Below are 26,002 nucleotides of genomic sequence, written 5' to 3' on the forward strand. Positions count from 1 at the left end.
GCTATCGCGGAGCGGTTCCTTCTTGTTTTTCTGGGCGGTCGCTAGTCAGCCGTTCTGCCAGACGCCGGGCATGGACCCGCAGTTCGGGAACGGCGATCGCCTCCCAGAAGCGGGCCTTCAGCATGGGTCCGATATAGAAAAGGTTTTCTGCCGGACGGCCCTGGCGGTTGATCACTTGGTAATCGTCATTTACTTCGAATCCAATCCTGGTCGGATCCTGTTGCAGGTATCCTTCGTCCCGCAACTGAACCACCAACGGTACGGTCACCTTGCTGATATCGCAATTCGGCCCAGTGCAATTGACCACCCGGCTTATGTTCAACTCGCGGAGATGACCGGTATGGCGTTCCCGTATCTTGATCGATAAATTACTGCCATTCACCACGCAACCCTGGATGTAACCGGCTACCGCTTCCACCTGGCCCGATTCGATCATGCTGCTCAGGCGCAAATGAGCGGACGGCGCGAGCCGATGACGATGAATATCCCAGTAAGCGACAGCGCGAGAAAGAAATCTTTTCCGCTCTTCCAGCGGGAACTGCCTCCATATTTGCGGCGTATAGGGGCGGAGAAGGTTGATAATGTCGCGCCAGTCGCCGCCGCGCGTAGCATTTTTCCTGATTTCCGAACGCAGCGCGCGAGAATAGGCCCGCACGGTGGGGGGCAAATTCTCGAGAAAAGGTGGAAAACCTGCTGCGGCCGGCGGTTTTGGGTTGAAACGATGGGGCTGTGGAAAAAGCCCGTGCCGGGAAACCAGATAAATTTTTGGGGTATCGCTAATGCTGGTGAGCCGGAACAGCACATCGAGGGCTGTTAATCCCATCCCCAGAAGCGCTATCGGGGCCTCGCCATAGCTGCGCTCCAGCGCCGCGGAATCCCACGGATTGCCGATATAGGCGCTTGTTTTATGTAGGCCGGCAATGGGAGCGGGATTCAGCGGAGGAAAATGGCCGAGTGCGAGAACAACCTGGTGGGCGCGGATGCTCCGTCCATTCGCAAGATCGATTTGATAAGCGTTATCGCCAGGTTGCTGTCGAACAGCGATTGCTTCGCCATGGACCTTCTCCAACGACGTTCCGCGGTTTCGTTCCGCCTCCTGCCGCAGGGTAAGTTCCAGGTAGTCGCCGTAAAGCCGTCTCGACGCAAAGGTCGCAGAGTTGAAAGCCGGATCGATATGCTGGCAAAACCGGACAAAATGGCCGGGGTCGTCCGCCAGCGCGCTCATATTGCCGGCAGGGACGTTCAATAAAAAATTATCGTCCCAGGTACCGTAAGCAAGCCCCCGCCCCGGCCTGGTGCCGCGATCAACGAGAATGATGCGGAGCGCGTCCCCCGGATTCTGACGGAGGAGGTTGACAGCAGTCAGCGCGCCGGAGAAACCGGCGCCAACTATGGCAATTATTTTTGTTGGCGAAGAGGAGTTATCACTCATCAGGCACTCGTTGCCAAAAGGTAGTAGGTAAAAGGGAAAAGGTAACAGTAAGGGGTAAGAGGTAAGGAGCGCGGGTGCCCGGATCAGGTAGCTTCAAAGCGGCAGCGAGGGAAAAGCCGCATGCACATGCGTTGGCTGACTAAATAGTCCGGGTAATAAACCGGGGGATGAACCTGTGGTGTCAACTTGCCGCCGCTCCATTGTCGAGTTCCACATCCGCCTCAGGCTTGACCCCTAAACGAATTGCCTCTTCAGTCAGCGAGGGCAGGCAAAGCTCAATGAAGCGGTAGGCGTACCCGCGTAGGTAGTGTCCACGCCGGACGGAAATATTGGTTGTATTCATCTGAAAGAGATGCGAACTATCGAGTAGATGGAGTCGTGTATCGCGCGCCGGGTTGAATGCCATTGAGGCGACAATGCCCACGCCCATACCGAGTTCGACGTAGGTTTTGATGACATCCGCATCGAGTGCCGACATGGCGATATCGAGTATCAGACCTGCCTTGGCAAATGTTTCATCGATCCCTGAACGGCCGGTAAAGCCTTCGTGATAGGTGATGATGGGAAACTCGGCAATCGCTTCGAGCGTAAGCGGACGCACGGACTCCAACGGATGCCCGGGCGGAACGATGACGGCATGATGCCAAGAGTAGTAGGGAAAAGATGCCAGTTCCGTCACGCTCTCCAGCGCCTCGGTCGCAATGCCAATATCGGCGATGCCGTCGAGCAGCATCGAAACGATTTCGCCGGGACTGGATTGATGCAGGACCAGATGAACCTGCGGGAATGCCTTCTTGAACTGGGTCACCACTGAGGGCAGCGCATAGCGAGCCTGCGTATGCGTGGTAGCGATGATCAAGCGGCCCTGGTCCCGCTTGCTGAACTGCTCAGCCAGCCGCTTCACGTTTTTTACATCCAGCAATATGCGCTCCACGACCTCCACCAGCTCCTTGCCGGGATCGGTCAACCCCAGCAGCCGCTTGCCCTTGCGTACGAACAATTCGACGCCCAGCTCGTCTTCGAGGTCCTTTATGTGCTTGCTTACGCCGGATTGGGAGGTGAACAGGGCGTTTGCCGCGTCGGTGAGGTTGAAGTTCTGCCGGACCGTTTCCCGGATGATGCGCAGCTGCTGAAAATTCATATTTATTATTCTGCAAGAGTGGTATCGAACAAAGGGTTAGATGCCGGCGCCGCCTTCAAACACTTCGTGACGCGCCTGTGCCTGTGAAACAGTGCTGCCGGGGGGTACGCTGCGCGTGAGCCAGACGTTGCCGCCGATTGTCGAGCCGCGTCCGATCGTGATGCGGCCCAGGATGGTGGCACCGGCGTAGATGACGACATCATCCTCCACGATGGGGTGGCGAACATTGCCTTTCACCAGCGCGCCGTGCTCATCCACCGGAAAGCGCTTCGCCCCCAGCGTGACCGCTTAGTACAAACGCACGTGCTGGCCGATGATAGCCGTTTCGCCAATGACGACTCCGGTGCCGTGATCAATGAAAAAACTGCCGCCGATCCGGGCGCCGGGATGAATCTCGATACCCGTGAGGGAGTGGGCGATCTCCGAAATCATACGCGCGATGAGTGGCGTCCCCAGACAATGCAGTTCATGGGAGAGCCGGTAATGCGCAATGGCGGTAATGCCAGGATAGCAGACAAGCACCTCGTCGATACTCCTCGCGGCCGGATCTCCTTCGTAGGCTGCGTGAATATCGCTATCCAGCAAGCCGCGAATGTACGGTAGCCGTTTTGCAAACGCCTGAACAATGCCAGCCGCCCGTTCCTGCTCCGCCTGATCGAGGTCTTCCCGGGACAGGGTAAAGCGCAGCTCGCGGCTCACCTGCGGTAGCAATTCGCGCAGGGTAACATCCAGCAGATGGCCGACGTAATAGTCGATGCCTTCATCGGTGAGATGAGGCAGGCCCAGACGGTTTGGGAACAGCGCCGCGCTCAATCCTTCGACAATCGTGGCGAGGGCCTTGCGCGACGGCAGCTTGGGCGGTACGTCACGCCGCTGCCTGTATTCCAGCGATGCGACACGCAGCGCCCGCAGCTCGGCGACAATATCATCAATACCGCCGTACATGCGTGTTAACGGATGTTCATTATTTTACTTTAGGGAAAGTTGCGGGCGCTACACAAGGGAGGGAGCGAGGCAGGTCATAGGGACTGCGCCTCGCGGTCGCACGCTGCGTGAAGGACCGGAACCCGGCCTAGCTTGCTCCCGGGATCCGGCAGACTCACGCAGCGATTGATCGAGCCTCCTTGCATTTCACCCCCTGCGTTAGAAAATACTACGTCCACCGCGCATGCGATGCAATGTCGTCACCAGGGTATCGACATCCCCTAAGGTGTTGTACATTGCCAGTGATGGACGTACCGTAGTTTCAAGATCAAAACGGCGCAGGATCGGTTGCGCGCAGTGATGCCCGGCGCGCACCGCGATTCCCGCATCGTTCAATCCGCTGCCGACTTCTTCGGTCGTGAAGCCTTTAAAGGCGAAGGACAGCACCCCTGCCTTGTCCGCCGCGGTACCAATGAGCCGTAGCCCTGGAACAGAACTGAGGCCGCGTGTTGCATAGGCCATCAGTTCGTGCTCGTAGCGGTTGATGTTGTCGATGCCGATCCGTTCCACATAATCGATCGCAGCACCGAGTCCCACCGCATCGCCGATGTTTCCCGTCCCCGCCTCGAAACGCGCGGGCGCCTCATGGTATTCCGTCTTCTCGAAGGTGACGTTCTGGATCATGTTGCCGCCGCCTTGCCACGGGGGAGAGCTATTGAGCAGGTCGCTTTTACCAAACAGCGCGCCGATACCGGTCGGACCGAACACTTTGTGACCGGAGAAAACAAACCAGTCGCAATCGAGCTGTTGCATGTCCACACGCATGTGCGAAACGGACTGCGCCCCATCCACCAGCACGCGCGCGCCGACCCGGTGTGCCATCTCGATCATCTGGCGGGCCGGGGTTACGGTACCGAGGGCGTTTGAAACCTGCGAGAAGGCCACGAGCTTGGTCCGCGAACCGAGCAGCTTCTGATATTCGTCCAGCAATATCTGCCCGTCGTCGTCCACCGGCGCCACGCGCAGTTTCGCCCCCGCCTCGTTGCACAACTGCTGCCAGGGCACAATATTGGCGTGGTGTTCCAGCCAGGTAATGACGACTTCGTCCCCCTCTCTGACGTTCTGCCGGCCCCAGCTTTGGGCGACGAGGTTGATCGCCTCCGTCGTTCCCCGGACAAAAACGATCTCGTCGGCCGATGGCGCGTTGAGAAAGCGACGCACTTTTTCTCGTGCGCCCTCATACGCATCGGTGGCCCGCGCGGCCAGTTCATGCGCGGCACGATGAATATTGGAGTTTTCGTGCTGGTAGAAGTACGTCAGGCGATCGATGACGGACTGGGGCTTTTGTGTGGTGGCGGCGTTGTCCAGCCAGATCAGCGGGCGCCCGTTTACCCGCTCGTTCAGAATCGGGAAGTCGCGCCGCACGGCATGGGCGTCAAACGGGGGATGCGCCCCCAATGCGTGCATCCCCGGTATCGCCGATGTCCGCGCCCCATTACCAAACGGAGCGAACGGAGTTGCCCCATCGAGGAAATAGAACGACGGTTCACCGACGCCAGGAACGCCGGCTCCAGGAACGGGCAGAGCGCCCGTACGAGCCGACCCGCCGGTATTGATATCAGGAATATCGTAGGACGGAAGGACGGAAGGCACGCCCGGAAATCGAGTAAACATGCCGGGGTCCGCAAACGGAACGTCTGCCCCAAACGCGGGCGCGGGCAGTTGGGGCAGGTTCATGGCCTGCGCAGCGGCGCCTACATACGGAATGGCGTAATGCGATCCCAGCCCCTGCGCAGCGAATGGCGCGGAACTCGGGTTTGGCCCGGCCGCAGCGGAGGGCGGCACGCCGTATGGCCCCTGCGGAGCAAGGGGTGACGGTGCAGGCGTTCGCGAGAATGGCGTGGCGGAAGCGGAAGGGGACACATGGTAGGGCCCCTCGGGAGCAATCGCGGATGCTGCATGCGTTCGTGGGACGGGCGCAGCTGCAGCCGACGGTGGAACGCCGTAGGGCCCCTTCGGAGCAACCGGAGTGGGTGCGGGTGTTCGCGAGAACGGCGTGGCGGAAGCGGACGGGGGCACGTCGTATGGCCCCTGTGGAGCGATGGGGTGAGCCGCGTTGGTCCACGGATAAGTGGCGAAAGCATCCGGCCCGGGAACCTCGGAGGGTATCCCTGCAGGACGATTGTCCACAAAAGACGGGGGCAGGGGCGCCGCAGTCGCAGAGCCGGGAACGACGTTGTGTGACGTTCCGAATGCAGAGGAAGCGCCCGAAGACCAGGGAGACCAGGGCGCGGACTCACCTATGCCGGTTGGCGGCACTTGTGCGCCGCTGGACGGTTTCCCGGTGACGCGGGCTCCTGCCGGCGTGGAGTATCCGGGAGGGGTCGAATAGAATTCGTTGGCAAGGCGCGTCAGCTCTCCGACGTCGGGAAGAGTCCTCGGTGCTCCGTCCAATACGCCCATCGCCAACGGGTTACTTGGCGTATTCATGCTTGTAGTCATGATATTTGCCAACCTCGACATCTTCGATCATTCCGACGGCATCTTCGGTGAGAACCGCAAGCGAGCAATAGAGCGAAATCAGGTACGACGAAATGGCCTTGTGGTTGATGCCCATGAAGCGCACCGACAGGCCCATGCCCTGTTCTCCCGTCAGTCCTGGCTGATATAGCCCGACCACGCCCTGGCGGCTTTCCCCCGTGCGTAGCAGCAGGATGGCGGTCTTACCCTCGGACACATCGATCTTGTCGGTAGGAATGATTGGAAATCCGCGCCAGGTAAGAAACTGAGAGCCGAAAAGCGAAACGGTGGGCGGCGGGACGCCACGGCGCGTGCATTCGCGCCCAAACGCGGCAATAGCGGCAGGGTGCGCCAGGAAGAAGGCCGGTTCTTTCCACACGCGGGCAATCAGTTCATCCATATCGTCGGGCGTGGGCGGGCCAATGCGTGCGGTTATCTTCATGCTGTTATCCACATTCCTGAGCAGCCCATACTCCTCGTTATTGAGAAGCTCACGTTCCTGCCGCTCCTTGACGATCTCGATGGCCAAGCGGACCTGTTCGTGAATCTGGTTGTGGGGACTGCTGTACAGGTCGGAAACGCGGGTGTGAATGTCCACCACGGTATTGACCGCGCTCAGGTAGTACTCCCGCCCCCACTCCTCGTAATCCACGAAAGTGGTATTGAATTCGCGTTCTTCCTCTCTCTGAGAACAATCCACGTTTATCTTGTTGGGGTCCTTTACCTTATTGACCCGGTAGATACCGGCTTCAACCGGCACCCAATTAAGCATATGGGTAAGCCAGCGCGGGGTAATGAGCCGCAACTGAGGAACGGTTTTGGTAGCATTGGCCAGCGTTCGCGCAGCCACGTCTCCCAGCGCGGAATGTCCCTGATGAATATCTGCCATTTCTTTTCTCCCCTGTTGAGTTAATTAGGACCATCGAGTGGTAAACGAGTGTTGATGATTAACACCTTAGAGCTAGGACGGAAGAGCTGATGCCGCATTGTTTATAGCAGATTTTATTATAAGCTTATATAAATTTGTTTGGATGAGATGAGTAAATTTTGGGTAATGTATTGTTAAACAAATAAAAAAATTGAATGCCAAAGCAGCATGGAATTAAGTTTTTAGCGAACGGAAGGAGCCATCAAAATAAAAAGCAGGGAAATATCATGCCTGACGAGTGCCAACCTGCCCGAAGGACGCCAATGGGTACGAATCGTTCTAAGCGGAGCCATCCCAGCGCCGTCTCCCGATAAGGTTTTATTCCGGGCCCAGCGGCAACCGGCTTTAATTATCTAATGCATGAGATTGCAATGGCGTTCAGCAATCCCGGATGAAGAAAAGGCGCCAGCCGATCGCCAGCGCCATACGGTAAAACATGGAGAGAAATGCCCCGAGGTCAAAATTATCAGCGGTGGTTTACAGAGGGAACCAATATCATTTCATTTGCTTATCTCTTTTTCAGATAACGAGGCGCGAATGGCCTCGCCGGGCAGCAGCCCGGCTTCCTCCCCGAATTCCCTTGTATCCGCTTGTATCCCCTGTAGCATCAGGGTTTTATCATGGCTTCTCTGATAAGCTATTCATTTTTATTTGGTTTGATTACGAAAAGAGGGATGATAGATTTCTCTCCTGATTATCAGCATTGGAGGAAAATATCATGCCGTTTGTTAAATCCCGTATCGCTATTGCCTTGGTGATATCCGCGGTCAGCCTCGGCGCCGCATATGCGGCGCTGCAAACATTCTCCGATAATTCTCACGAGAGCCCTGTCGCGACATTGCTTGCAGATTTGAACGATGGGTTTGCCACCCGCTGGAAAGCCCGCACAGGCATGGATATCAGCGTCCGGCAGGCTCAGAACAAATCCGGCACGCCGATCCGCGCCGTGCACGACGGTCTGGGTGTCGCGACGCTTGCCCTGTACTATGATCGGGACAAGTTGCGCGAAAAAAACCGTTTTATTGCTCCAGTCTGGGATCCCGTTGCACCTCAACCGGCTCCCGAAGCCGCCCGGTCTGGGTTCCCCTTTACATCGACAATCGTATTCCTGGTGCGCAGGGGAAACCCCAAAGAGGTTTTTGACTGGGACGATCTTCTGCGTCCGGGCCTGGGCGTGGTAACGCCGGATCCGCGCCGCTCGGAAAGCGGTCGATGGAATTACCTGGCGGCATGGGGATATGCCGCGAGACAACCCGGGAGCACCGAGCGCGTCGCGCTCGACTTTGTCAGGAAACTGTTCAGCAACGTTCAGTCATCGGCCGCGGGTGACTTCATAGAGGGAAATGTCGGCGATGTGCTGCTGGTTTGGGAAAGTGAAGCGCACCGGCTTGTCGGTCAAGCCGGCAAGAGCGCAGCGGACAGGTTCGAAATTGTCACGCCATCGGCTTCTGTCCTGGTCGAGCCTGTAATCAGCGTGGTGGATGCGGCAGCTGATATAAACGGTCCGCGCGACGTAGCGCTTGCTTATACCGAGTATCTATACACGCCCCAGGCCCAGGACATTATCGGCAGGAATTATTATCGCCCCACAGATGCGTGGGCGCGTGCCAAGTACGCCGGACAGTTTCCGCCGCTCGAGCTGTTTACGATCGACGAGGTTTTTGGGGGGTGGAAGCAGGCTGAAAAATTGCACTTTGGCGAGGATGGTCTTCTCGCGCAGATTCAACTGAACTAAGCGGGATCCGGGTTCCAGGACCCAGGGCCAAGGACCCAACAGCCGCGGTGCGGCTTGCGCCGGGTGGAGAGGGCGGGAGAAAGCGTGCGAGAGTCTGGTCTATGCGGGTTTATTCGCATTGTTGCCGGGATAACCCCATAGTCAAACTCCTCCTTTTCTCGGCTGGTTTTGTAATTTCCAGGCTCCCACGCGCTTGCGAGGGAATCGGCGTTGGGGCTCGGAACAAGTCCCAATAAAAGTGCTGAGGGCGACAACAAAAACCCGCTGTTACGCGGGTTATTCGGGGGCTTGTTACCGCTGATCGTAATTTAGGTAATACGATCCGTGCGTGCTGCCCTGGTGCTGCGCTTGGGGGGCATTACATGGCCAAACAACGCGACGGCGAGAAGCAGAAGGCTTCCAAGCTCAGCGACTATTGCCAATTCATGCGCGGAATGCCCGGGGGCCTGAACGAGGTTTTCAGCCTGTTCGCCCACTTCCTCCGCTAACGTCTGGGAGGCGGGGACGGTGACGTCGACGCTCGCGACCCGCTGATCTTCGTAAAACGCCTGTTCTTTCTCGAGAATGAGTCCTATGGTTAAGCTGATTATTGCAATGATGACCATCGTTCGCACGTCTTTATTCCTTATAAAAAAATTGAACGCCTTCGCTCAGCCCGGCAAAGGCAAAACAAAAGCCCGACAGCAGGGTGACTGCTATCGGGCCCCGGGTACTACCAACTATGGAGGGAAGTAGTGCCACGGGATCAATGTTACAGGTTTGAAACTTATTTACTATTGGACTGAAGTACAACTCCCCGGAACCGGAACAACGGTTCAACCCGGCCGTTCCACAAATGGAGGCATGCATAAACATACTTGTTGATGAGTACGTCATGACCACATTCTTAAAATGGTATTGTTTCGACTGCTCAGCTGTTCGGAAGTTCAGCTATCGAAGCAAAATCAGAACTGTGCGCGGCGATTTCCGATACATGCAAGTTGAAGATACGATGGGAGCAGGGCGCGGCCGCAGTTCAGTTCTGTTCTTTCCACTTCCACCGCAACAGCACGCGCAACCGTCGGAACTCCTCGCTATCGACTGCGTCGGGGAGAATGACAACGCTGTGCGCATGGAGTCTGTGCCACCATCTGGTAGTTTCCAGGGGTTTCAGTTCGAGCACGGTCAGGTAGGGCGCGACAAAGCTGCTGCCGAGCAGCGTGCATGCAATGCGCTGGCCGCGCCGTGTTTCAAGCGTGCAGGTCATGTCGTCCGCCAGCGCCAAACTTGTTATCGATCCGGGCGAGTTTCGCAATGCGTAATGCCGCAGATAGATCGCGAGGCTAAGTGCCAGCGCGGCGGTGGCCGCCAGCTTAACGACCAAGGGCAACGTGAGCGGCCACAGCAGGGCAGTCGCCGACCCATGCGCGAGACTCAGCATCAATGCAAGACGAAAAGATGATTTGAGACGAAGGACGAGGAGAGGAGGTATGGAATCCGTCATGGGCGCATTATCTCATTCCGGGCAATTTGCGGTTTATCCGCTCAGGTGTTGCCCTTATAATTGACACTTTCCACAAGCGAACAAGTTTTTGCATGAATTCCGACTGGCAAGCCTATCTGCAGAGTCAACACGCATTGATTGAGGATGGCCGAGTCGCTCATTTCGGGAATGCGGCCGCTGAGCTTATAAGCACCCGCACGGCGACGGCGACGGTCCTGACTGATCTTTCGCACTTCGACCTGATTCAGTTTGCGGGAGAAGATGCGCAATCGTTCCTGCAAGGACAGGTGACGTGCGACGTCAGCCGAATCGGTTCTTCCTCAGCCGGTTCTTCCTTAGCCTCGTACGGAGGCTATTGCAATCCGAAAGGCAGGTTGCTGGCGAGTTTCATGCTGTGGCACTATGATGACGGCTACCTCATGCAGCTGCCGGGTGAATTGCGCGCCGGGATACAGAAGCGCCTATCCATGTACGTGCTGCGCGCCAAAGTCAGGCTCGGCGACGCCGGCAATACGATGGTGCGCATGGGACTGGCTGGCGACGACGCCCGGGCGCTTATCCAGCGTGTTTGTGGCGAGGTCCCGCCGCTTAGCCTCGGCGTGAACCATGGCGAAAAAGGCAGCGTGATCAGCCTGCCAGGGGACCGCTTTGAGCTTATCGTGCCGCCTGAGCAGGCCCCCGCGGTCTGGCAAGACTTGAGAAGTGAGGCAGAGCCGGTAGGCGCGCCTTGTTGGGATTGGCTGAATATCAGGTTGGGTATTCCGGTCATTCTGCCAGAGACGCAGGAGCAATTCGTGCCGCAAATGGTGAATCTGGACACGATCGGCGGGGTAAGTTTCCAGAAAGGATGTTACCCTGGGCAGGAAATCGTCGCCCGGACGCAGTACCTGGGTAAAATCAAGCGCCGCATGTATCTGGCCAATATCAATAGCAATGAAGGCGGGGAACAAATATCCGTTGCCGCGGGAGACGAGCTGTTCAGCGCCGACATGGAAGGTCAATCCAGCGGCATGGTGGCCAACGCGTCGCCTTCGCCCGGCGGCGGATTTGATGTATTGGCGGTAATACAGATAAGCAGCGTGGAGGGCGGCCGAATCCACTGGAAGTCGACGGATGGCCCCGCGCTGGACATTATGCGCCTGCCTTATGCGATAGACCCGGGATGAAAACATAAGGTATTCTTGATCACGGGCGGCAAGGGCAGGCATTACGGCCGAGCCGCTTGTCTTGTGGTTCTTGTTGTCCGTGGCTTTGCAGAGTCGCCTGAATCGGTGTTTCAGCGTGTCATTCAGACCCGTAAGGGCGGCTCGAAAGGTTTGTTGATAAGCCGCATCGCAACGCGTTCGTTACGCTCAACCAGTATACGGCATGGCAGCATGCCAGATAAAAGGGACGATGAGAAGATTGCTATCGTGTCTTCTATCTCTGTCCAATGTTCAGCAATAATAAACCGGTACTTAACAGCGAAATGTTGTCTTTCCGTTTCCGCGTGGTTTGGCTGTTGCTGCCATTCCTGTTCATGACCTCGGGGGTGTTTGCCGGCGAGGCTGACGGGCTGGAACAGCGTGACATCGTTTTTTATTATGGCAGCCGGCCGCCAGTCGAGGATCTGCGCCATTTTGATCAGATTGTGATTCAGCCGAGCCAGATTCTGCCGCATGAGAAAACGGCCTTGTTGAATCTGGATGCCCTCGTGTTCGCTTACGTTTCGTTCGGCGAAGTGGCGCGCAATAGCGAGGATATGCCGCGTATCAAAACGAAATGGTCGATTGGCGTAAACCCCGCTTGGAACAGCCTGGTGATGGATATGACCGATCCCGCCTGGCACGAATATCTGCTGGAGCAGCATTTCGGCCGACTGTGGCAGGATGGCTACCGCGCTTTTTTTCTCGACACCGTGGACAGCTACATGATCGTGACGGGCGAAGGAAAAACGCGCCAGCAACAGGAGACAGGATTGGTCGCGCTGCTCGCCGAAGTAAAGCGCCGCTTTCCCGGTTGCAAGCTTATTCTCAATCGGGGGTTCGAAGTATTGGACCGCGCCAGTCAATATGCTGACGGAATGGTTGCGGAATCACTCTTTCACGGCTTCGATCCGGTTTCAGGCAAGCATGCGCCCACGAAGGAAGAAAACCGGGCGTGGCTCCTAAACCAGCTGAACCGCGCGCAAAATGAATTCAAGGTGCCCATTACCGTGCTTGATTACGTCGAGCCGGGCAACTGGGCGGAGGCGGAAAAAACCGCTCAGCAAATCGTCAAGCTCGGATTCATGCCTTGGGTTGCCAACGGCGACCTGACCTGGCTGGGGCAGGGCCGCTTGCGTCTGGCGCCGCGCAAGCTGCTCGCGATCGTAAACGGCACGCCTGCCCAGCAAATGGACCAGGAATTGTTCAGGCACGCCGCCATGCCGCTGGAACATCTTGGCCTGGCGCTAGACTATTGGTATATCGACCAACTCCCTCTGCCCATCGAGCCGCTCGTCGGCCGCTATGCTGGCGTGATTGCCTGGCTGAATGGCGACACCCGGGAGGCTGCCGGGCGCTACGAGAGCGTGTGCGCGCGTTTGAAAACCGAGGTCGACGCAGGTTTGCCGGTGGTATTCATGGGTCATCTGCCGTCTGGCGTCGCATGCCGGGATCTGATCGATTATCAAGGTGACCTGGAACCGGCGACCGGGGCACTTGAACTGGGCCCGGCCAATGACCGGCTGGGCCGCCCGAACGACGCGCCGGTGATCGGCAGCGGTACGCCGAATGTACGAGTGCGCGACCGCAACAACGCCTGGCTGACCTTAAGCGAGGGGGACAAGCTTTTTCATCCGATCGCGGTCAGCGCGTGGGGAGGCTACGCCTTGCACCCTCATATTATCAGCGAGAGCGCATCTGGCCGCCGCGACTGGCTGCTGGATCCCTTTTCCTTTTTTCAGGCCGCATTGCGCCTGCCGGTGCAGCCGGTGTTCGACATGACGACCGAAAACGGACGCCGATTGGGCATTATCGAGGTCAGGGGCGACCGCTTGTTTGCCAAAGACGAGCAAGGCGTCGAGGCGATAGACCGGCTTGGGGAGTGGATCGAAAAAAATGGCGCGCCGGTGACGCTGGGGGTGATCGAAGCGGAAGCGAGCGATGACGACCGTCGCGAAAGAATACGCCGGTTCGCGGCGATGCCACAGGTTCGGCTGGCAAGCCACACCTACAGCCATCCCTTTTATTGGGGCGTGTTCGAGGGCAAGAAGGATGCCGACCAGCAGCCTTATCGGTACAGCGTCTTCATGGACAATTACGCCGCGGACATCACCCGCGAGACCGCCGGCACGGTCGCGTTTCTGGAGTCGGTTGCGCCTCAGTCGTCGCCGTTGCTGATCTGGTCCGGCGATGGCAAACCCGGTCCGGCGGTGCTCGCGGCGGCGCAGAAGGCTGGCTTGGCCCACTACGGCGGGGGCGGGTTACACTGGCAGAGTGGTCCGATGTCGTTCGCTGATCTGTCGCCCGCACTGCGCCCCACCGAGTGGGGGCTTCAGGTGTTGACCCCCTTGATCGGGGAGCCCTTGTTCGCTCAGTTGTGGTACGGCGAAGCGCTGAATTTCGGCAAGGTCAGCGACTGGAACGGTCAGCTTGATCTTTCGCGCCGGCTGAGGGTCTCGTCCATATCGATTCATGCCGATGCGTTTTTGCATGGGCGCGGGGCGGAACTGCTGGATCAAGTGGTGAAGCAGCAAGGCGAGGAAAATTTGCTTGGGATCTGGGTCCACGAATATGTCCAGCGTGTGCGGGCGTTCCAAACGGCGAGCATCGCGCGCGACCTCGACGGGAACTGGCTGCTTTTTGGCGACGCACTCAGGACCGTGCGCTTTCCTGTCTCCGAAAAGGCGCCTGCAATATCCGGCGACGTAATCGGCTATTTCGACCTGCACGCCAGCCGCTATATTTTCCTGGCGCGGAATCACGCCGTTCTCAAATCCGCCGCGGCTACATCCGGCGACGATGGAGGGAAGGATGGCAAAGCCCCGGTTTTACGGCTGGCAGGAGCAAGCGCCCCGTTGAAATCCTGGCATCTCAACTCGGACGGATCAGCCACGCTGCTGTTCGAGCCGCGCGGGGTTTTAACGGTTGAAGTACCCGCCTCGTGCCGGCTCAGCCTGGACGGACGGGCGCTGACCAACCAATCGAAGGGTTCGCATGCCGTCTTTACCGTACCCGAGAAGGGTGCCTCGGGGGAATTCCGGCTTGAATGCTGAGACACGGCGCGAATCCCTACTCAACGCCCCCGCGCTAATGTTCATGAGCGCGGTGGTTCTGATCGCGTTCTGGGTATTGTTTCCCCGCCAGCCGGCCTTCAGGGATCCGGCCAACCTGTCGGCAAAGGATGCGTTGTCGGTGGCCTATCTTCGGGTGCTGGTCCAGTCGGATCCGCATAACGTTCCGTTGCGCCTGTCATTCGTGCAACTGTTGACGGAAGCGGGCATGACTGATGAAGCCGTTTCAGCGATAGGGCCGCTGCAGCGCGCTTCAGAATCCGAATCGGCACTGGTCTACGAAATTCGGCTGGCGGACCTGAAGCTGTCCCTGCAGCGGCTTTACCAGCATCCCGGCGGGGAGATGGAAGAAGCGGTGCGAACGCATATCGCCGGGCTTATACCGTCATTGATGCGCTTGGCGCGCAATGACCGCGAATTAAATCAGGTCGTGGCGCTGGCGGAGCAGTTCGGCGAGCCGTCGGTACTGGCGGGAACCTTTGAGCGATTGATCACCCTGCGGGATGAAAGCAATGAAAAGAAATCGCGCTGGCTGGTTTCCGCTGCCAACCAGCGCATGGCTGCGGCGCAGCCTCGTCTGGCTGCCCGGAATCTGTGCCAGGCATTCCTGCTTGAACCGGCACGCGACGCAAAAAGGCAAATAGCGAAATCGTGTTTGCGTGCCTACCTCCAAGCCGGCATCGACCGTGAAGCGCTCAAGGCTGCGGTGCAAGTGCAGCAGACAGTTGATGGAGATGCCGAGCTCTCGTTGCTGGCCGCGAATATTGCCGAACCGCTGGAAGATCGCGAGCATGCGCTCGCCTGGCTGGAGGAATCGAGCCGGTCGTCGCCCGACAACCTGATGCTGATCGAGCGGATCATGCGCTTGCAGGTATCGATGGGGCGCGTGAGCGAAAGCGTCGCGCGCGCCGCGCAGCTGCGGCCAGCCCTGGTACCGGGCAGCGATCGTCATCGGCTGATCGCCCGCATTTATGACTGGAATGCCCAGCCCGACGAGGCCCTGCCCTTATGGCTGTCGTTTGCGCGCCAGCGCGCGGACGAAGAGGCGGAAACACGAGCCTTTGCGCTTGCCCAGTCGAAGCCCGACCATGCGGCGCTGCTGGAGTTGCTTGAAACGGTCATGCTGCGCCGCACGCTGACCGGGGCCGAAGCCGATGCTTATGTCAAGGCCGGCCTGAGTGTCGGGCAACCTTCGCACGTGGAAGCACAATTGCGTAATCATGCCGAACGCTTCAACAATCCGCCCGCAACCGTAAAGGCGCTGGCCGATGTTTTGGTTCTCAAAGGCGAGCCGCAGGCCGCGCTGACGTTGCGGCAGGGCCAGCCCGACGGGGAGAACGGGCAGCAGAGACTGGCGCTGGCGCGGTTATTCGAGGAAGCCGGAAACGTCCAAAGGAGTTTCGACCTGTTGTTGTGGGATTACGATGCGCCCGATCCGTCGTACGCTGAAGAATATTGGCTTTTTCTGGCAAAGGTTGCTACGCGGCTCGGTAAGGATGCTTACGCAAGCAAGGCCTACGAGAGGATTCTAGGCTTCCGTCCCGACGACGTTGAAATACTTGAGCATCTGCAGCGTCTGGCGGCGCGACATCGCGATGATAAAAAAAGCGAACAGTTCGCGCGCTACGGATGGGATCGGCTAAAGCGCGTCGAAGATCTGCAGCGGCTCATGCGCTTCTCCTGGAAGCGGGAAAAATGGCGGGAGCTTGACCAGTGGCTTGCGCTTGCCGACGAGATGCGCTCGTCCAGGCCCGACGCGATGGCGCAGGCGCCCGATTACTGGTACTTTCGCGCCATGCGCAAGATGGCAGCGGGCGAGCGGGATGCGGCCCGCGAGTCATTGCAGGAAATTTTGCGCTTGCGGGGTCCCGACCCTGAAGTGACCGAGACCATGATCTGGTTGCTGTTGTCGGACAAGCAGATCGATCATCTTTTGCTCGACTCGGTGGTTCAACCATACCGCGCACAAGCGGCAAGTGCGGCGGCGGTAAGTCCGCCGCTGGTGGAAGCCCTGGCGGCGGCCGAACAAACGCTGGGCAGGCCCGTTCAGGCGGCGGCCTGGTACCTGCGGTCTCTTGCTACGCGGCCTACGGATTTTCTATGGACGTTGACGCTCGCCGACAATATGGAATGGGCTGGCTGCCCCGCCCACGCCAATCATGCTCGCTATGCGGTGTTGCAAATGCTGGCCTCGGGGCAGTCTACGCAGAAGGATGTGCAATATCCCAAACGGCTGGCCGAGCTGGTTGCCGGATTGAGGGAGGCGCAGCCCCGACGCCCGACGGGGGATGATGAAAAACTGCAACAGCAGATGCAGTCGGTGCGAAAACACTGGAGTTTAAGCGGCGAGCTTGACAACGCGCGCTTTTATGCCCTCCAGCGCCAGCGCGAGCGTCTGGCATCCCCCCCCTGGCTGCGCTTTGGTGACGCGGTGAAGAATGGCGAGAGCGAGTTGATTTCCGCGCAACTGGCGATGGTTTCGGGCTACCTGCAGGGGCCGCAGGACAAACCCGCGCCTGCCGAATTGTTGCCCATGTCCATCGAGGATGTTGACCGCGCGAATCAATGGCTTGGGGGAAAAGCGCCGCCCAGTTCAAACTCGCTCGATGGCGAACTCGATATTTGCCGTCAAACGCTCGCGAAAATCCGTGAATCGCAGAGTAAATCGATCCCGGGCAAGGAGCCGGGGAAGTTATGAAAAAACCATGGCTGGAAGGCATCGAGGTCATCGATGTCAATCAGGCCGTGCCTCCCTGGGGAGGATGGTTCGAAACACTGGCGCTGACCGCGGTTGTGATGGCAGCGTCGTTTTTTACCGAGCAACAGGACCCTTTCAGGCTGGAGGGCGGATTTCCCTGGCCAGTACTCGCCCCCTTGCTGGCCGGGCTGCGCTACGGGTTCGTGTACGCGTTTGTCAGCGCGCTGCTTATATTGGCGATGCTGGGTGTGGCGATCAACCAGCAGTGGCAGGCAGCGTCCGGATTTCCACTGGCGTGGGCGATCGGCGTGTTGGTGGTGGGAATGGTTGCGGGGGAGTTCCGCGATACTTGGGGGCGGCGTCTGCACCGGCTGGAGGGTGCGTATCAGTATCGCGCCGAACGACTTGAGGAATTCACGCGCAGTTATCAGCTGCTGCGCCTGTCGCATGACCGCCTTGAGCAGACCGTCGCCAACAGCGGCTTCTCGTTGCGCGAGGGCATCATGCGTTTGCAGTCCGGGCTGGAAACGATCGATGGGTTGACTCAGGCCTCCTTTGCGCGGCTGCTCGAATTCGTCGCGGAGTACGCTGCGCTGACGCAGGCTTGCATCGCCGGGCTCAGTGGCGACCGGGTCGATCCCGGCAGGGTACTGGCAACTGTAGGCGAGCGTTTCCCCATCGATGAAAGCGATCCAGTGGTGAGAGCCGCGCTTGAGAGCGGTGAGCTGGCGGTCGTGAACCTTGTGAACGAGCGCGCCACAGATCAAAACACGTTGTTGGTCGCACTTCCCCTGGCCGACTCGACGGGAGACGTCCACGCGATATTGCTGGTGAGGTCGATGCCGTTTTTCGCATTTCATGAAGACAACCTGAAGCTTATCGAGGTGCTCGCCGCGCATGGCGTGGATCATCTCCGTTTCGGCACCGCCACTTCCTCCACCGCGCGGTTTATTGCCGCGTTCGAGCGTGTACGCCAGGATCACGCCCGGTTCGGGCTCGACGCCACGCTCTTGAGGTTAACAGCGGCGACGGGCGACACGGCCGGCTTTGCGCGACTGCATGGAAAACTGCGCTCCGCGGTCCGCGGCATCGATCTGATATACATGGGGCGCAATCAGAACGGTGATAAAGGCGAGCTGGTGATCTGGATTCTGCTGCCCCTGACCGATATCGCGGGCGCGAGAGCATGGATGCAGCGGGAGGAAGGTGTTCTTGCCACGGCCACAAGCGAGTTGCTTGCCATCGGCGACGTCGATCCGCAGGCCATCCGGCGTCTGGAGCCGCGCTAATGTATCGCCGGCCGGTATTGGTGGGATTGACTGCCGAGGCACTTGCCGGGGGGTTGCTTTGGTTGAGCGCGGGTGATGTATCGGTGCCAGGAGCAGCGGCTGGGGACGCTGGTTGGGCAATAGCGGCGGCGATAGCGTTTCATTCGATTTCATCCTATTTCCTAGCATGGGGCTTCTGGCAACTGCTGCCCCGCCGCTACAAACTGCCGGCGCGGAGGACCCTCAGTTTTCTTTTCGTGCTGCTATGGATTTTACCGGTAGCAGGCGCGCTGGGCGTGCTATGGAGTATTGTCAGTGCGTTGAAACAGCCTCGCGGCCGTGCTTTCCAAGGCGCGCGGATTGTTCGGCTGCCGGAGCTGCCGTTTGCACCGCCGGTCATCTATGAAGCGCCGCCCTACAGCCAGGGCGCCCTGCGTCAAATCGTGCACTTCGCCACGCGTCCATTGAAGCGCCTGAAGGCCGTGATGGCAACACGGCACATGGCGCCGCGCGATGCGATGGCAGTTTGGTCGAAGGCAACACGCGACCCCGTCGATGACGTACGCTTGCTGGCCTATGCCATGCTGGACAATAGCGAGAAAAAACTGGCCGACCGTATCCTTGCCCTGACTGAAGCGCTGCCGGAGACGCCGGCGGGGCGGCGTAATGACAGCCACAAGACCATTGCCGCACTCTGCTGGGAGCTGGTTTATCACCGGCTGGTGCAAGGGGCGGTCCGGCAACACTGGCTCGAAACCGCGCGGCGCCATATCGAGGTTGTGCTCATGCCGGCGGCTCATGCATCCGGAAACGGGTCGGCTACCTTTGCGCGTGTCGCCACGCCAAGGGCCGCCGAGAGTCGGGATGCTCCCATAACGCCAGCAGTCTCCGAAGCTGCGGATGCGGACAGCTGGATGCTGTACGGACGCATTTTGCTGGAAGGGGATGATATTGCCCAGGCGGAGCAGGCGTTTGCGCACGCACGGCACGCCGGAATGGGCGAACAGAAAATTGCGCCCTGGCTGGCCGAAATCGCTTTTCGCGAACGCAAATTCGAGGCAGTACGACGTTATTTATCGGTGGGAGCGCGTTCCGGCGAGAAGGGGCGCGATCTTGCCCTCGTAACAGCATGGTGGAACAAATGAGCAGCGCCAAAGAAATGGAAACCCGCACCCGGATAGCGGGACCAGCAGCGGGATTCGAAGCGGGATCGGTAGCCGATATCGCATTATTGCTGGAAGGCACTTATCCTTATGTGCGGGGCGGGGTTTCGTCGTGGGTGCATCAGATCATCAGCGCATTGCCGGAGATCAGGTTCGCTGTGGTTTTCATTGGCAGCGAGCCATCCATGTACGGCCCGGCACAGTATCAATTCCCCGCCAACGTCACGCATGTCGAAACGCACTATCTGCTGCGCCAGGACAGCCATGCCAAACCCCGTGCGCGCACTGGCAATCGCAGCGCGTTTGCGCAGATGGACGGCCTGCACACGCACTTGCGTCAGGGTGGTGAAATCCCTGATGACGAAATGATGGATGCGTTTACGCGGCTCGGCTCTGCCAACGGCATCAGCCAGGAAGATTTTCTCCATAGCAAGGCTTCGTGGGAGTACATCACGCAGCAGTACCGGGAACGCTGCACGGAGCCGTCGTTTGTCGATTACTTCTGGGCTATACGCGCCATGCACGCGCCGCTGTTCGTATTGGCGAATATTGCCGCCGGGCTCCCGCCCGTACGTGCGGTACATGCGATTTCAACGGGCTATGCGGGGTTGCTGGGCGCGATGATACGGCTGCGGCGCGGCATTCCGTTCGTGCTGACCGAACACGGGATCTACACCAAGGAACGGAAAATCGATCTGGCGCAGGCGACCTGGCTGCACGATCACAATGACGATGTTTGCAATACCCTGCACGATGAGATGGGTTATATACGGGGGCTCTGGATCAGGTTTTACGAGCAGATCGGCCGCATGGCCTACGGGCAGGCATCGCCCATTGTCAGCCTGTACGAAGGCAACCGGCAGCGCCAGATCGCGGATGGGGCTGCCGCCGAAAGAACCCGCGTAATTACCAACGGCATCAGTCTTGAGCGCTATCACACCGCTCTGGCGAGGCGCCCGGATACAGTGCCGCCGATACTGGGACTGGTCGGGCGGGTTGTACCTATTAAGGACATCAAGACATTCATCAGGACGTTGCGGATACTGGTCAACCGGCGGCCGGACATACAAGGGTGGATAGTCGGCCCTGAAGATGAAGATCCTCTGTACGTTATCGAATGCAAAGAGCTTGCCACCAGCCTGGGCTTGAATGACAACGTCAAATTCCTGGGCTTTCAGGACGTGCTCGATATTCTGCCGCAACTGGGCCTGATGGTGCTGACCTCCATCAGCGAGGCCCTGCCTTTAGTGGTGCTTGAGGCTTTTGCCAGCGGCCTGCCGTGCCTGGCAACCGACGTTGGGTCCTGCCGCGAGTTGATCGAAGGCCGCGGTGGGGAAGATAGCGCACTCGGCGCGGCGGGTAGCGTCGTTTCCATTGCCGACCCGGAGGTGACCGCCGAGGCGGCGCTGGCATTGCTCGACGACACGGCGCGCTGGCACGAGGCGCAGCGGGCAGGACTGGCCCGCGTAGCCCGCTATTACAATGACAAGCTGATGTTCTCTTCCTACCGGAGCCTTTACATGGAAGCGCTTGGGTCAGGTTCCTCCGGGTCATCGGGCTCTTCGGGTTCCTCGGAAATCCCCGGGTCCGCGGGGTTCTCGGCGAGCGCCGGGGGCGCAGCCGCGCATCCAGTTTTGAGGATGGGGGCGTGATATGGCAGGTATCGGTTTCGAAATACGCAAGATCCTCGAACGGGACAGTTACTGGTCGGTAATACGCGCTTATGGTTATGCGGGCATGGTCAGCGGGGGACCATGGGTACTCTCCATCCTGAGCATAATGATGATCGGGGTGCTCGCAGTCACGCTCGGAGTGGCGCAGCGGGAGGTTAACGCTTTTCAGATTTGCGTTACTTATCTCATGGCAGCCTCGTTGATCTGGACCGGGGGCGCGCAACTGATGTTCACGCGTTTTGTGGCGGATCGTACTTATGCGGACGATAAGGCCGAGGTATTGCCGAACCTGTTTGGCGTGCTGATCGTTATCATGGGGGGTGGCTTCGCCTGGGCTGCCCCGTTCATTTTCTGGTTTTTCGACGGTCCATTTGTCCAGCGGCTTTTGCTGCTGTGCAATTTTGTCGTTTTGAGCGGCATGTGGATCGGTCTTATATTCCTGTCAGGAATGAAAGCCTATCGCCGCATCGTCGCGACACTTGCCAAAGGCTACCTTCTGGGTATCGCGGTCGGACTCGCGGCGGCGGAGTGGAAACTGAACGGACTGTTGCTCGGCGTATTGACCGGGCACAGCTATCTGCTTTTTTCGTTTTTGCATCACATCGTGCGCGAATACCCCGGCAGCGCGTTGCTGAAATTCGACTTTCTGGATCGAAACCGGAGTTTCTATAGCTTGTTTGCGGTCGGGACGCTTTATTACCTGGCAGTATGGGTGGATAAGTTGATCTTCTGGTTCGTACCGTACACTTCCGAGGCAGTGATTGGTCCACTGCGGGCGTCCATTATTTACGATCTCCCCATTTTTCTCGCCTACCTGTTCATTCTGCCCGGCATGGCCGTGTTCCTGGTAACGATGGAAGCGGATTTTGCCGAACAGCACGAGCGTTTTTACCGCGCGGTACGCGAAGGCGATACCCTGATGCACATCGAGCACAGGCGCGACCGCATGGTGTACGCGGCACGGCAGGGAATCTACGAAATTTTCAAGGTGCAGGGATTGACGGTGGTACTGTGCCTGCTATGGGGAAGAGATCTGCTCCATGCTGTTGGCATCTCTCCGCTGTACATCCATCTGTTCTACATCGATGTTGTCGCCGTCAGCGTGCAGGTGCTGCTGATGGCGATACTCAACGTGCTGTTTTATCTCGACGCCCGCCGTGAGGTATTGGTCATTACCGCGTGCTTTTTCCTGACTAATCTGCTGTTCACCTTCGCCACGCTGCAGTTGGGCGCAGAGACGTTCGGCTACGGATTCGCTGCCTCGGTAACGGTCTCGGCCTTTCTCGGCCTTTTTATCCTGTCGCACAAGTTCAACGGTCTCGAATACGAAACGTTCATGCTGCAGAATTAAAGGAATAAGTTTAGATCAAGGGCGCGTTTGTAGTACGTTGTCCTACACCCAACAATCACGACTCTACCTCGACAGACGTACCGGCTTAATCGCAGGTAGTGTTCGTGTTCATCTTTGTTTTACTGTTGCCTTGCTCTTGGTTTGGCCACTGACATACATACGAGTGTAGGTGTTATATAAGGAGAACATTTGCTGCTCCGCTGCGTCGTGTTTTGTGGAGCTCGTAGCTTACTAAGAATATTGGCGAGGAACTTAGCTGAAATTTTTATAATAAGTTTCTGGTGATTAAAGTATATTTCCTTAGACCAATCCAGTTCCCTATCTGCGCGTAAGGTAGTATCTGCGGATTGAGTAACGATGAAGCCCATTTGCCCATATTCGTTACAAAGATATGAATTCATCTGTCGATATTCTGTAGATCCTAAATCTTCAAAGTTTTTGACTTCAAATATGACTTGATAGCTCTTATATTTTTCTCGGACCAGTTTCCAAAAATCACTTTTCCCGAGATTCAATGCGACGATGTCTCGCCGTTGTGACGCTGCTCCGTTGGGATGTAACTCAATATTCTCAAGTTGCCCGGCAAACGCAATTTTCACTGCTTTAAAAACCCAAGCTTCAAATTCTGCCGCCCCTGCTTCCCCATGTTTGATCTTTCCTAACTCAGCGATTATTGAGCCGAGTCGTGCTTCTCTTATCTTTGGCGTAGTGGAGGAAATTTGAATCTCATACTCGTCATTTATCTCTTCTGCTTCATTTGGATTGAGCGTATTTCTCGTTAAATTTAATGCCATCCAATAACACGGATGGATAAGGACTCTGTCTTCACTACTAAACTCCTTGTCTGGTCTTTTTCCGTCATGGCAAAAAATAAAGGAGCCGCTACTCTTATCGTGGGTGCCTAAAAAGCCTACGCTGTAAAGGCTTCGCAATACCTCTTGGGGACTATCAAGAATTTCTAATTGTTGTTTTACCTCTGGAGCTTGCCTGGAACCCATCAGATCGAGGACAAGGTCACAGCTTTGACCAATGGACAATTCGGGTGATCCATTCGAAAAAATGGACGTGGCATTTGCGATGCCCGGAAATACGACTTCGTATTCTTTGTATAGATCGTCGAGTCTTGTGGCGGATATATCTTTTGCCGATTTTTCTAAATCAGCAAGAATTAATTGTTCGCGACCACCTTTCTTTGCGTTATAGAAGGATTGATTTAATAACGTAAGGATATCTCTTGGGCGATATAGGGTGAGTTGGAGACATTTTTTGAATCCAGCTTCTCCTTGCAACTCGTTAGCAGTACACCTTTTCCAAACACCGAGATTATTATCGATTTTTAAATTAAACGCTTGTCGAAGTCGAGCACCCACCAAGTTAAATAACTGATGACTATCCCAATGTAGTCGTAGAACTTGCCTTCCACATTTCTCGAAAAATCAGGATCGAAATGCGCTACGGCCCGAAAGATATTATCTCGTAAAAACAATGTCGCATTTATCTTATGGAACTCATTTAATACTTCATTTGTTCCGTAAATTACGCCATCAATGATTCCCACACCGATAATGTCGGGCTCGTATCCTTCATCTAGGCGGTCTATGAGAAAAACAAATTGCTGTTCTGACTTATCCAGCAATACACGCAGCTCCTCACTTATTTCGTTGAGTTCTAGCTTGCGGGGGAGTTCTGCTATAAGCTCTTCTGACGACACATATTCGTTCGCTATGGGTTTCAGCTTGACGCGAAGCTTTGTTAATGTCGAGTCGTTGGTCCGCCACGTCTTCAAATGCTTCCAAATCGTTTGGGTTGCTCTAACGCTGTCTGTCATTTTGTAATTTTCATAAATCTGACTAGCCACTTCCATTAACATGGCATATTTCCATGCGATTTTTATGCCCGCACGTATTCGCGTTATCTTGTCCCCGAATTTTTGTGCTATAGGGCGAAGGCCCAGCATGTGCTCTTCCTGAGGGGCGGTCGTAATTACTGAGACGTGTCTTATACTCGTCCAGTGTTTTTTAAGTTCATAAAACAGTGCGCTTTTTCCCGTACCTCTTCGACCTACAACAACTATTCGGTCCGTACTTTCGATCAGAGTTAAGAAGTCAGGTGTTCGAAAAAACGCCAAATCCAACATTTTATGATCTGACTCGGCACGAATATCACCCAGGATATTGGCATTAGTAGATTGCTTCGCCACCATTTATTTTTTCCTCACCAAGCTCAACCGTGAATATTATTTCAATAATGTATACCAATGGTAAAGGAAATAGTTGTAAACAAAGAGATCTCATTCTGTGCTAACAATTAACAAATACGGATACACCTCCATGTTGTATTCATCATGCTCTCTCTAAGGGAACGTACATGGGCTTGCTGGTCAACGGCAAATGGGTGGACGAGTGGTACGACACTGCCGCTACAGGCGGCAGGTTCATGCGCACCCGCGCGCAATTTCGCAACTGGATCACCGATGACGGAAGCCCTGGGCCCACGGGGGAGGGCGGTTACCGGGCCGAGGCGGGGCGCTACCACCTTTATGTATCGCTGGCCTGCCCGTGGGCGCATCGAACGCTGATTTTTCGTGCCCTCAAGGGGCTGGAGCGCATGATCGACGTGTCGATCGTCAACCCCTACATGGCCGAACACGGTTGGACATTCGAGGAAGCACCTGGCGTGATAGCGGACCCGATCCATCGCGCCCGCTATCTGTATGAAATCTATTGCCGGGCCAAGCCTGACTATAGCGGCCGGGTTACGGTGCCGGTGCTCTGGGATCGCCAGCGCGGCACGATTGTCAGCAATGAGTCGGCCGAAATTATCCGCATGTTCAACTCTGCTTTTGACGGCATTGGCGCCCTGCAAGGGGACTATGCGCCCGTTGACTTGCTCGGGCAGATCGACGAGATCAACGCGTGGGTCTATGGCGGAGTCAATAACGGGGTCTACAAGGCGGGCTTTGCCACCAACCAGGGCGTTTACGAAAGCGCGGTGACTGCCTTATTCGATTACCTTGATGAGCTCGAGCAGCGCTTGTCCCGCCAACGCTATTTGGTGGGCGAGCGTATCACGGAGTCCGACTGGCGACTGTTCACCACGCTGATCCGCTTCGATTCCGTTTATAACGGACACTTCAAGTGCAATCTCAGGCGTTTGGTCGATTACCCACACCTCTGGGGATTTACTCGCGAGCTGTACCAGTGGCCCAGGGTTGCCGGTACCGTCAGCCTGCGGCACATCAAGGAGCACTATTACCGCAGCCACCACACCATTAATCCCAACGGTATCGTGCCTGCGGGGCCGGTCCTCGATCTGGACCGGCCCCATGGGCGTGGCGTGTTAGGGCAGGGACCAACAGGGAGTGACTAGGCACAGGGTGCGTCGGGCGATGACCTGCGCTCAAGCACACCCGTTTCACGCGCGCCTGTTTC

At 57.2% G+C, this 26,002-nt stretch carries 17 protein-coding genes and 1 pseudogene; 9 read left to right on the plus strand and 9 right to left on the minus strand.

Going from position 1 to position 26,002, the window contains the following annotated elements:
* Position 1: 1 nt before the first annotated feature.
* The 5 genes and pseudogenes from BM022_RS06190 to BM022_RS06210 all read right to left on the minus strand — a co-directional run bounded on the left by BM022_RS06190 (position 2) and on the right by BM022_RS06210 (position 6,906).
* Positions 2-1,432 carry an FAD/NAD(P)-binding protein gene (locus BM022_RS06190; protein WP_091137758.1) on the minus strand — a complete coding sequence of 477 codons (1,431 nt, stop codon included), beginning with the start codon at positions 1,430-1,432 and terminating at the stop codon, positions 2-4.
* Between the two features lie 181 nt (positions 1,433-1,613).
* A complete protein-coding gene (locus BM022_RS06195) occupies positions 1,614-2,573 on the minus strand; it encodes a CysB family HTH-type transcriptional regulator (protein ID WP_091137760.1) in 960 nt (319 codons plus the stop codon).
* A gap of 36 nt (positions 2,574-2,609) precedes the next feature.
* Positions 2,610-3,518, minus strand: a pseudogene (gene epsC, locus BM022_RS06200) (serine O-acetyltransferase EpsC).
* 198 nt (positions 3,519-3,716) lie between these two features.
* Complete coding sequence (locus tag BM022_RS06205) at positions 3,717-5,444, minus strand: family 2A encapsulin nanocompartment cargo protein cysteine desulfurase (RefSeq protein WP_091137876.1); 1,728 nt, start codon at positions 5,442-5,444, stop codon at positions 3,717-3,719.
* A 526-nt stretch (positions 5,445-5,970) separates the two neighbouring features.
* Complete coding sequence (locus tag BM022_RS06210) at positions 5,971-6,906, minus strand: family 2A encapsulin nanocompartment shell protein (RefSeq protein ID WP_091137761.1); 936 nt, start codon at positions 6,904-6,906, stop codon at positions 5,971-5,973.
* 757 nt (positions 6,907-7,663) lie between these two features.
* Between BM022_RS06210 and BM022_RS06215 the strand changes: the two genes are divergently transcribed.
* Positions 7,664-8,680, plus strand: a complete 1,017-nt coding sequence (locus BM022_RS06215) for a sulfate ABC transporter substrate-binding protein (RefSeq protein ID WP_091137763.1) — start codon at positions 7,664-7,666, stop codon at positions 8,678-8,680.
* A gap of 308 nt (positions 8,681-8,988) precedes the next feature.
* Here BM022_RS06215 and BM022_RS06220 read toward each other — a convergent pair whose 3' ends face one another.
* Entirely contained in the window at positions 8,989-9,294 is a 306-nt protein-coding gene (locus tag BM022_RS06220) for a hypothetical protein (protein WP_143079540.1), read from the minus strand.
* A gap of 401 nt (positions 9,295-9,695) precedes the next feature.
* On the minus strand, positions 9,696-10,163 hold the full coding sequence (locus BM022_RS06225) for a protein YgfX (protein ID WP_091137766.1): 468 nt from the start codon (positions 10,161-10,163) through the stop codon (positions 9,696-9,698).
* A gap of 92 nt (positions 10,164-10,255) precedes the next feature.
* Here BM022_RS06225 and BM022_RS06230 point away from each other — a divergent pair, with 92 nt between their 5' ends.
* The 7 genes from BM022_RS06230 to pelG all read left to right on the plus strand — a co-directional run bounded on the left by BM022_RS06230 (position 10,256) and on the right by pelG (position 22,571).
* The gene (locus BM022_RS06230) at positions 10,256-11,329 is read left to right on the plus strand and encodes a CAF17-like 4Fe-4S cluster assembly/insertion protein YgfZ (protein WP_091137767.1); all 1,074 of its coding nucleotides are present in this window, start codon (positions 10,256-10,258) and stop codon (positions 11,327-11,329) included.
* 266 nt (positions 11,330-11,595) lie between these two features.
* On the plus strand, positions 11,596-14,400 hold the full coding sequence (locus BM022_RS06235; RefSeq protein ID WP_256208993.1) for an endo alpha-1,4 polygalactosaminidase: 2,805 nt from the start codon (positions 11,596-11,598) through the stop codon (positions 14,398-14,400).
* Positions 14,390-17,116 (plus strand): tetratricopeptide repeat protein, encoded by a 2,727-nt coding sequence (locus BM022_RS06240; protein WP_091137769.1) that lies wholly within the window; start codon positions 14,390-14,392, stop codon positions 17,114-17,116. The genes BM022_RS06235 and BM022_RS06240 overlap by 11 nt, the downstream gene beginning before the upstream one ends.
* The gene (locus BM022_RS06245) at positions 17,113-18,405 is read left to right on the plus strand and encodes a protein PelD (protein ID WP_091137771.1); all 1,293 of its coding nucleotides are present in this window, start codon (positions 17,113-17,115) and stop codon (positions 18,403-18,405) included. Before BM022_RS06240 ends, BM022_RS06245 begins: the two co-directional genes overlap by 4 nt.
* Positions 18,405-19,529: a protein PelE gene (locus tag BM022_RS06250; protein ID WP_091137773.1), complete on the plus strand. Its 1,125-nt coding sequence runs from the start codon at positions 18,405-18,407 to the stop codon at positions 19,527-19,529. Before BM022_RS06245 ends, BM022_RS06250 begins: the two co-directional genes overlap by 1 nt.
* Positions 19,526-21,199, plus strand: a complete 1,674-nt coding sequence (pelF, locus tag BM022_RS06255; protein ID WP_371264300.1) for a GT4 family glycosyltransferase PelF — start codon at positions 19,526-19,528, stop codon at positions 21,197-21,199. The genes BM022_RS06250 and pelF overlap by 4 nt, the downstream gene beginning before the upstream one ends.
* 1 nt (position 21,200) lies before the next feature.
* Positions 21,201-22,571, plus strand: a complete 1,371-nt coding sequence (gene pelG / locus BM022_RS06260; RefSeq protein ID WP_091137775.1) for an exopolysaccharide Pel transporter PelG — start codon at positions 21,201-21,203, stop codon at positions 22,569-22,571.
* Between the two features lie 119 nt (positions 22,572-22,690).
* On the opposite strand, the gene BM022_RS06265 is transcribed toward pelG, so the two are convergent.
* Together BM022_RS06265 and BM022_RS06270 are read right to left on the minus strand one after the other, a co-directional pair.
* Complete coding sequence (locus BM022_RS06265) at positions 22,691-23,941, minus strand: P-loop ATPase, Sll1717 family (protein ID WP_371264301.1); 1,251 nt, start codon at positions 23,939-23,941, stop codon at positions 22,691-22,693.
* On the minus strand, positions 23,908-24,774 hold the full coding sequence (locus tag BM022_RS06270) for a P-loop ATPase, Sll1717 family (protein WP_091137779.1): 867 nt from the start codon (positions 24,772-24,774) through the stop codon (positions 23,908-23,910). Before BM022_RS06270 ends, BM022_RS06265 begins: the two co-directional genes overlap by 34 nt.
* Positions 24,775-24,938: 164 nt before the next feature.
* Here BM022_RS06270 and BM022_RS06275 point away from each other — a divergent pair, with 164 nt between their 5' ends.
* Entirely contained in the window at positions 24,939-25,940 is a 1,002-nt protein-coding gene (locus BM022_RS06275; RefSeq protein ID WP_091137781.1) for a glutathione S-transferase family protein, read from the plus strand.
* The last annotated feature ends 62 nt before the right edge of the window (positions 25,941-26,002 follow it).

This window comes from Nitrosospira sp. Nsp14 (genome assembly GCF_900113575.1).
Classification (GTDB): Bacteria; Pseudomonadota; Gammaproteobacteria; order Burkholderiales; family Nitrosomonadaceae; genus Nitrosospira.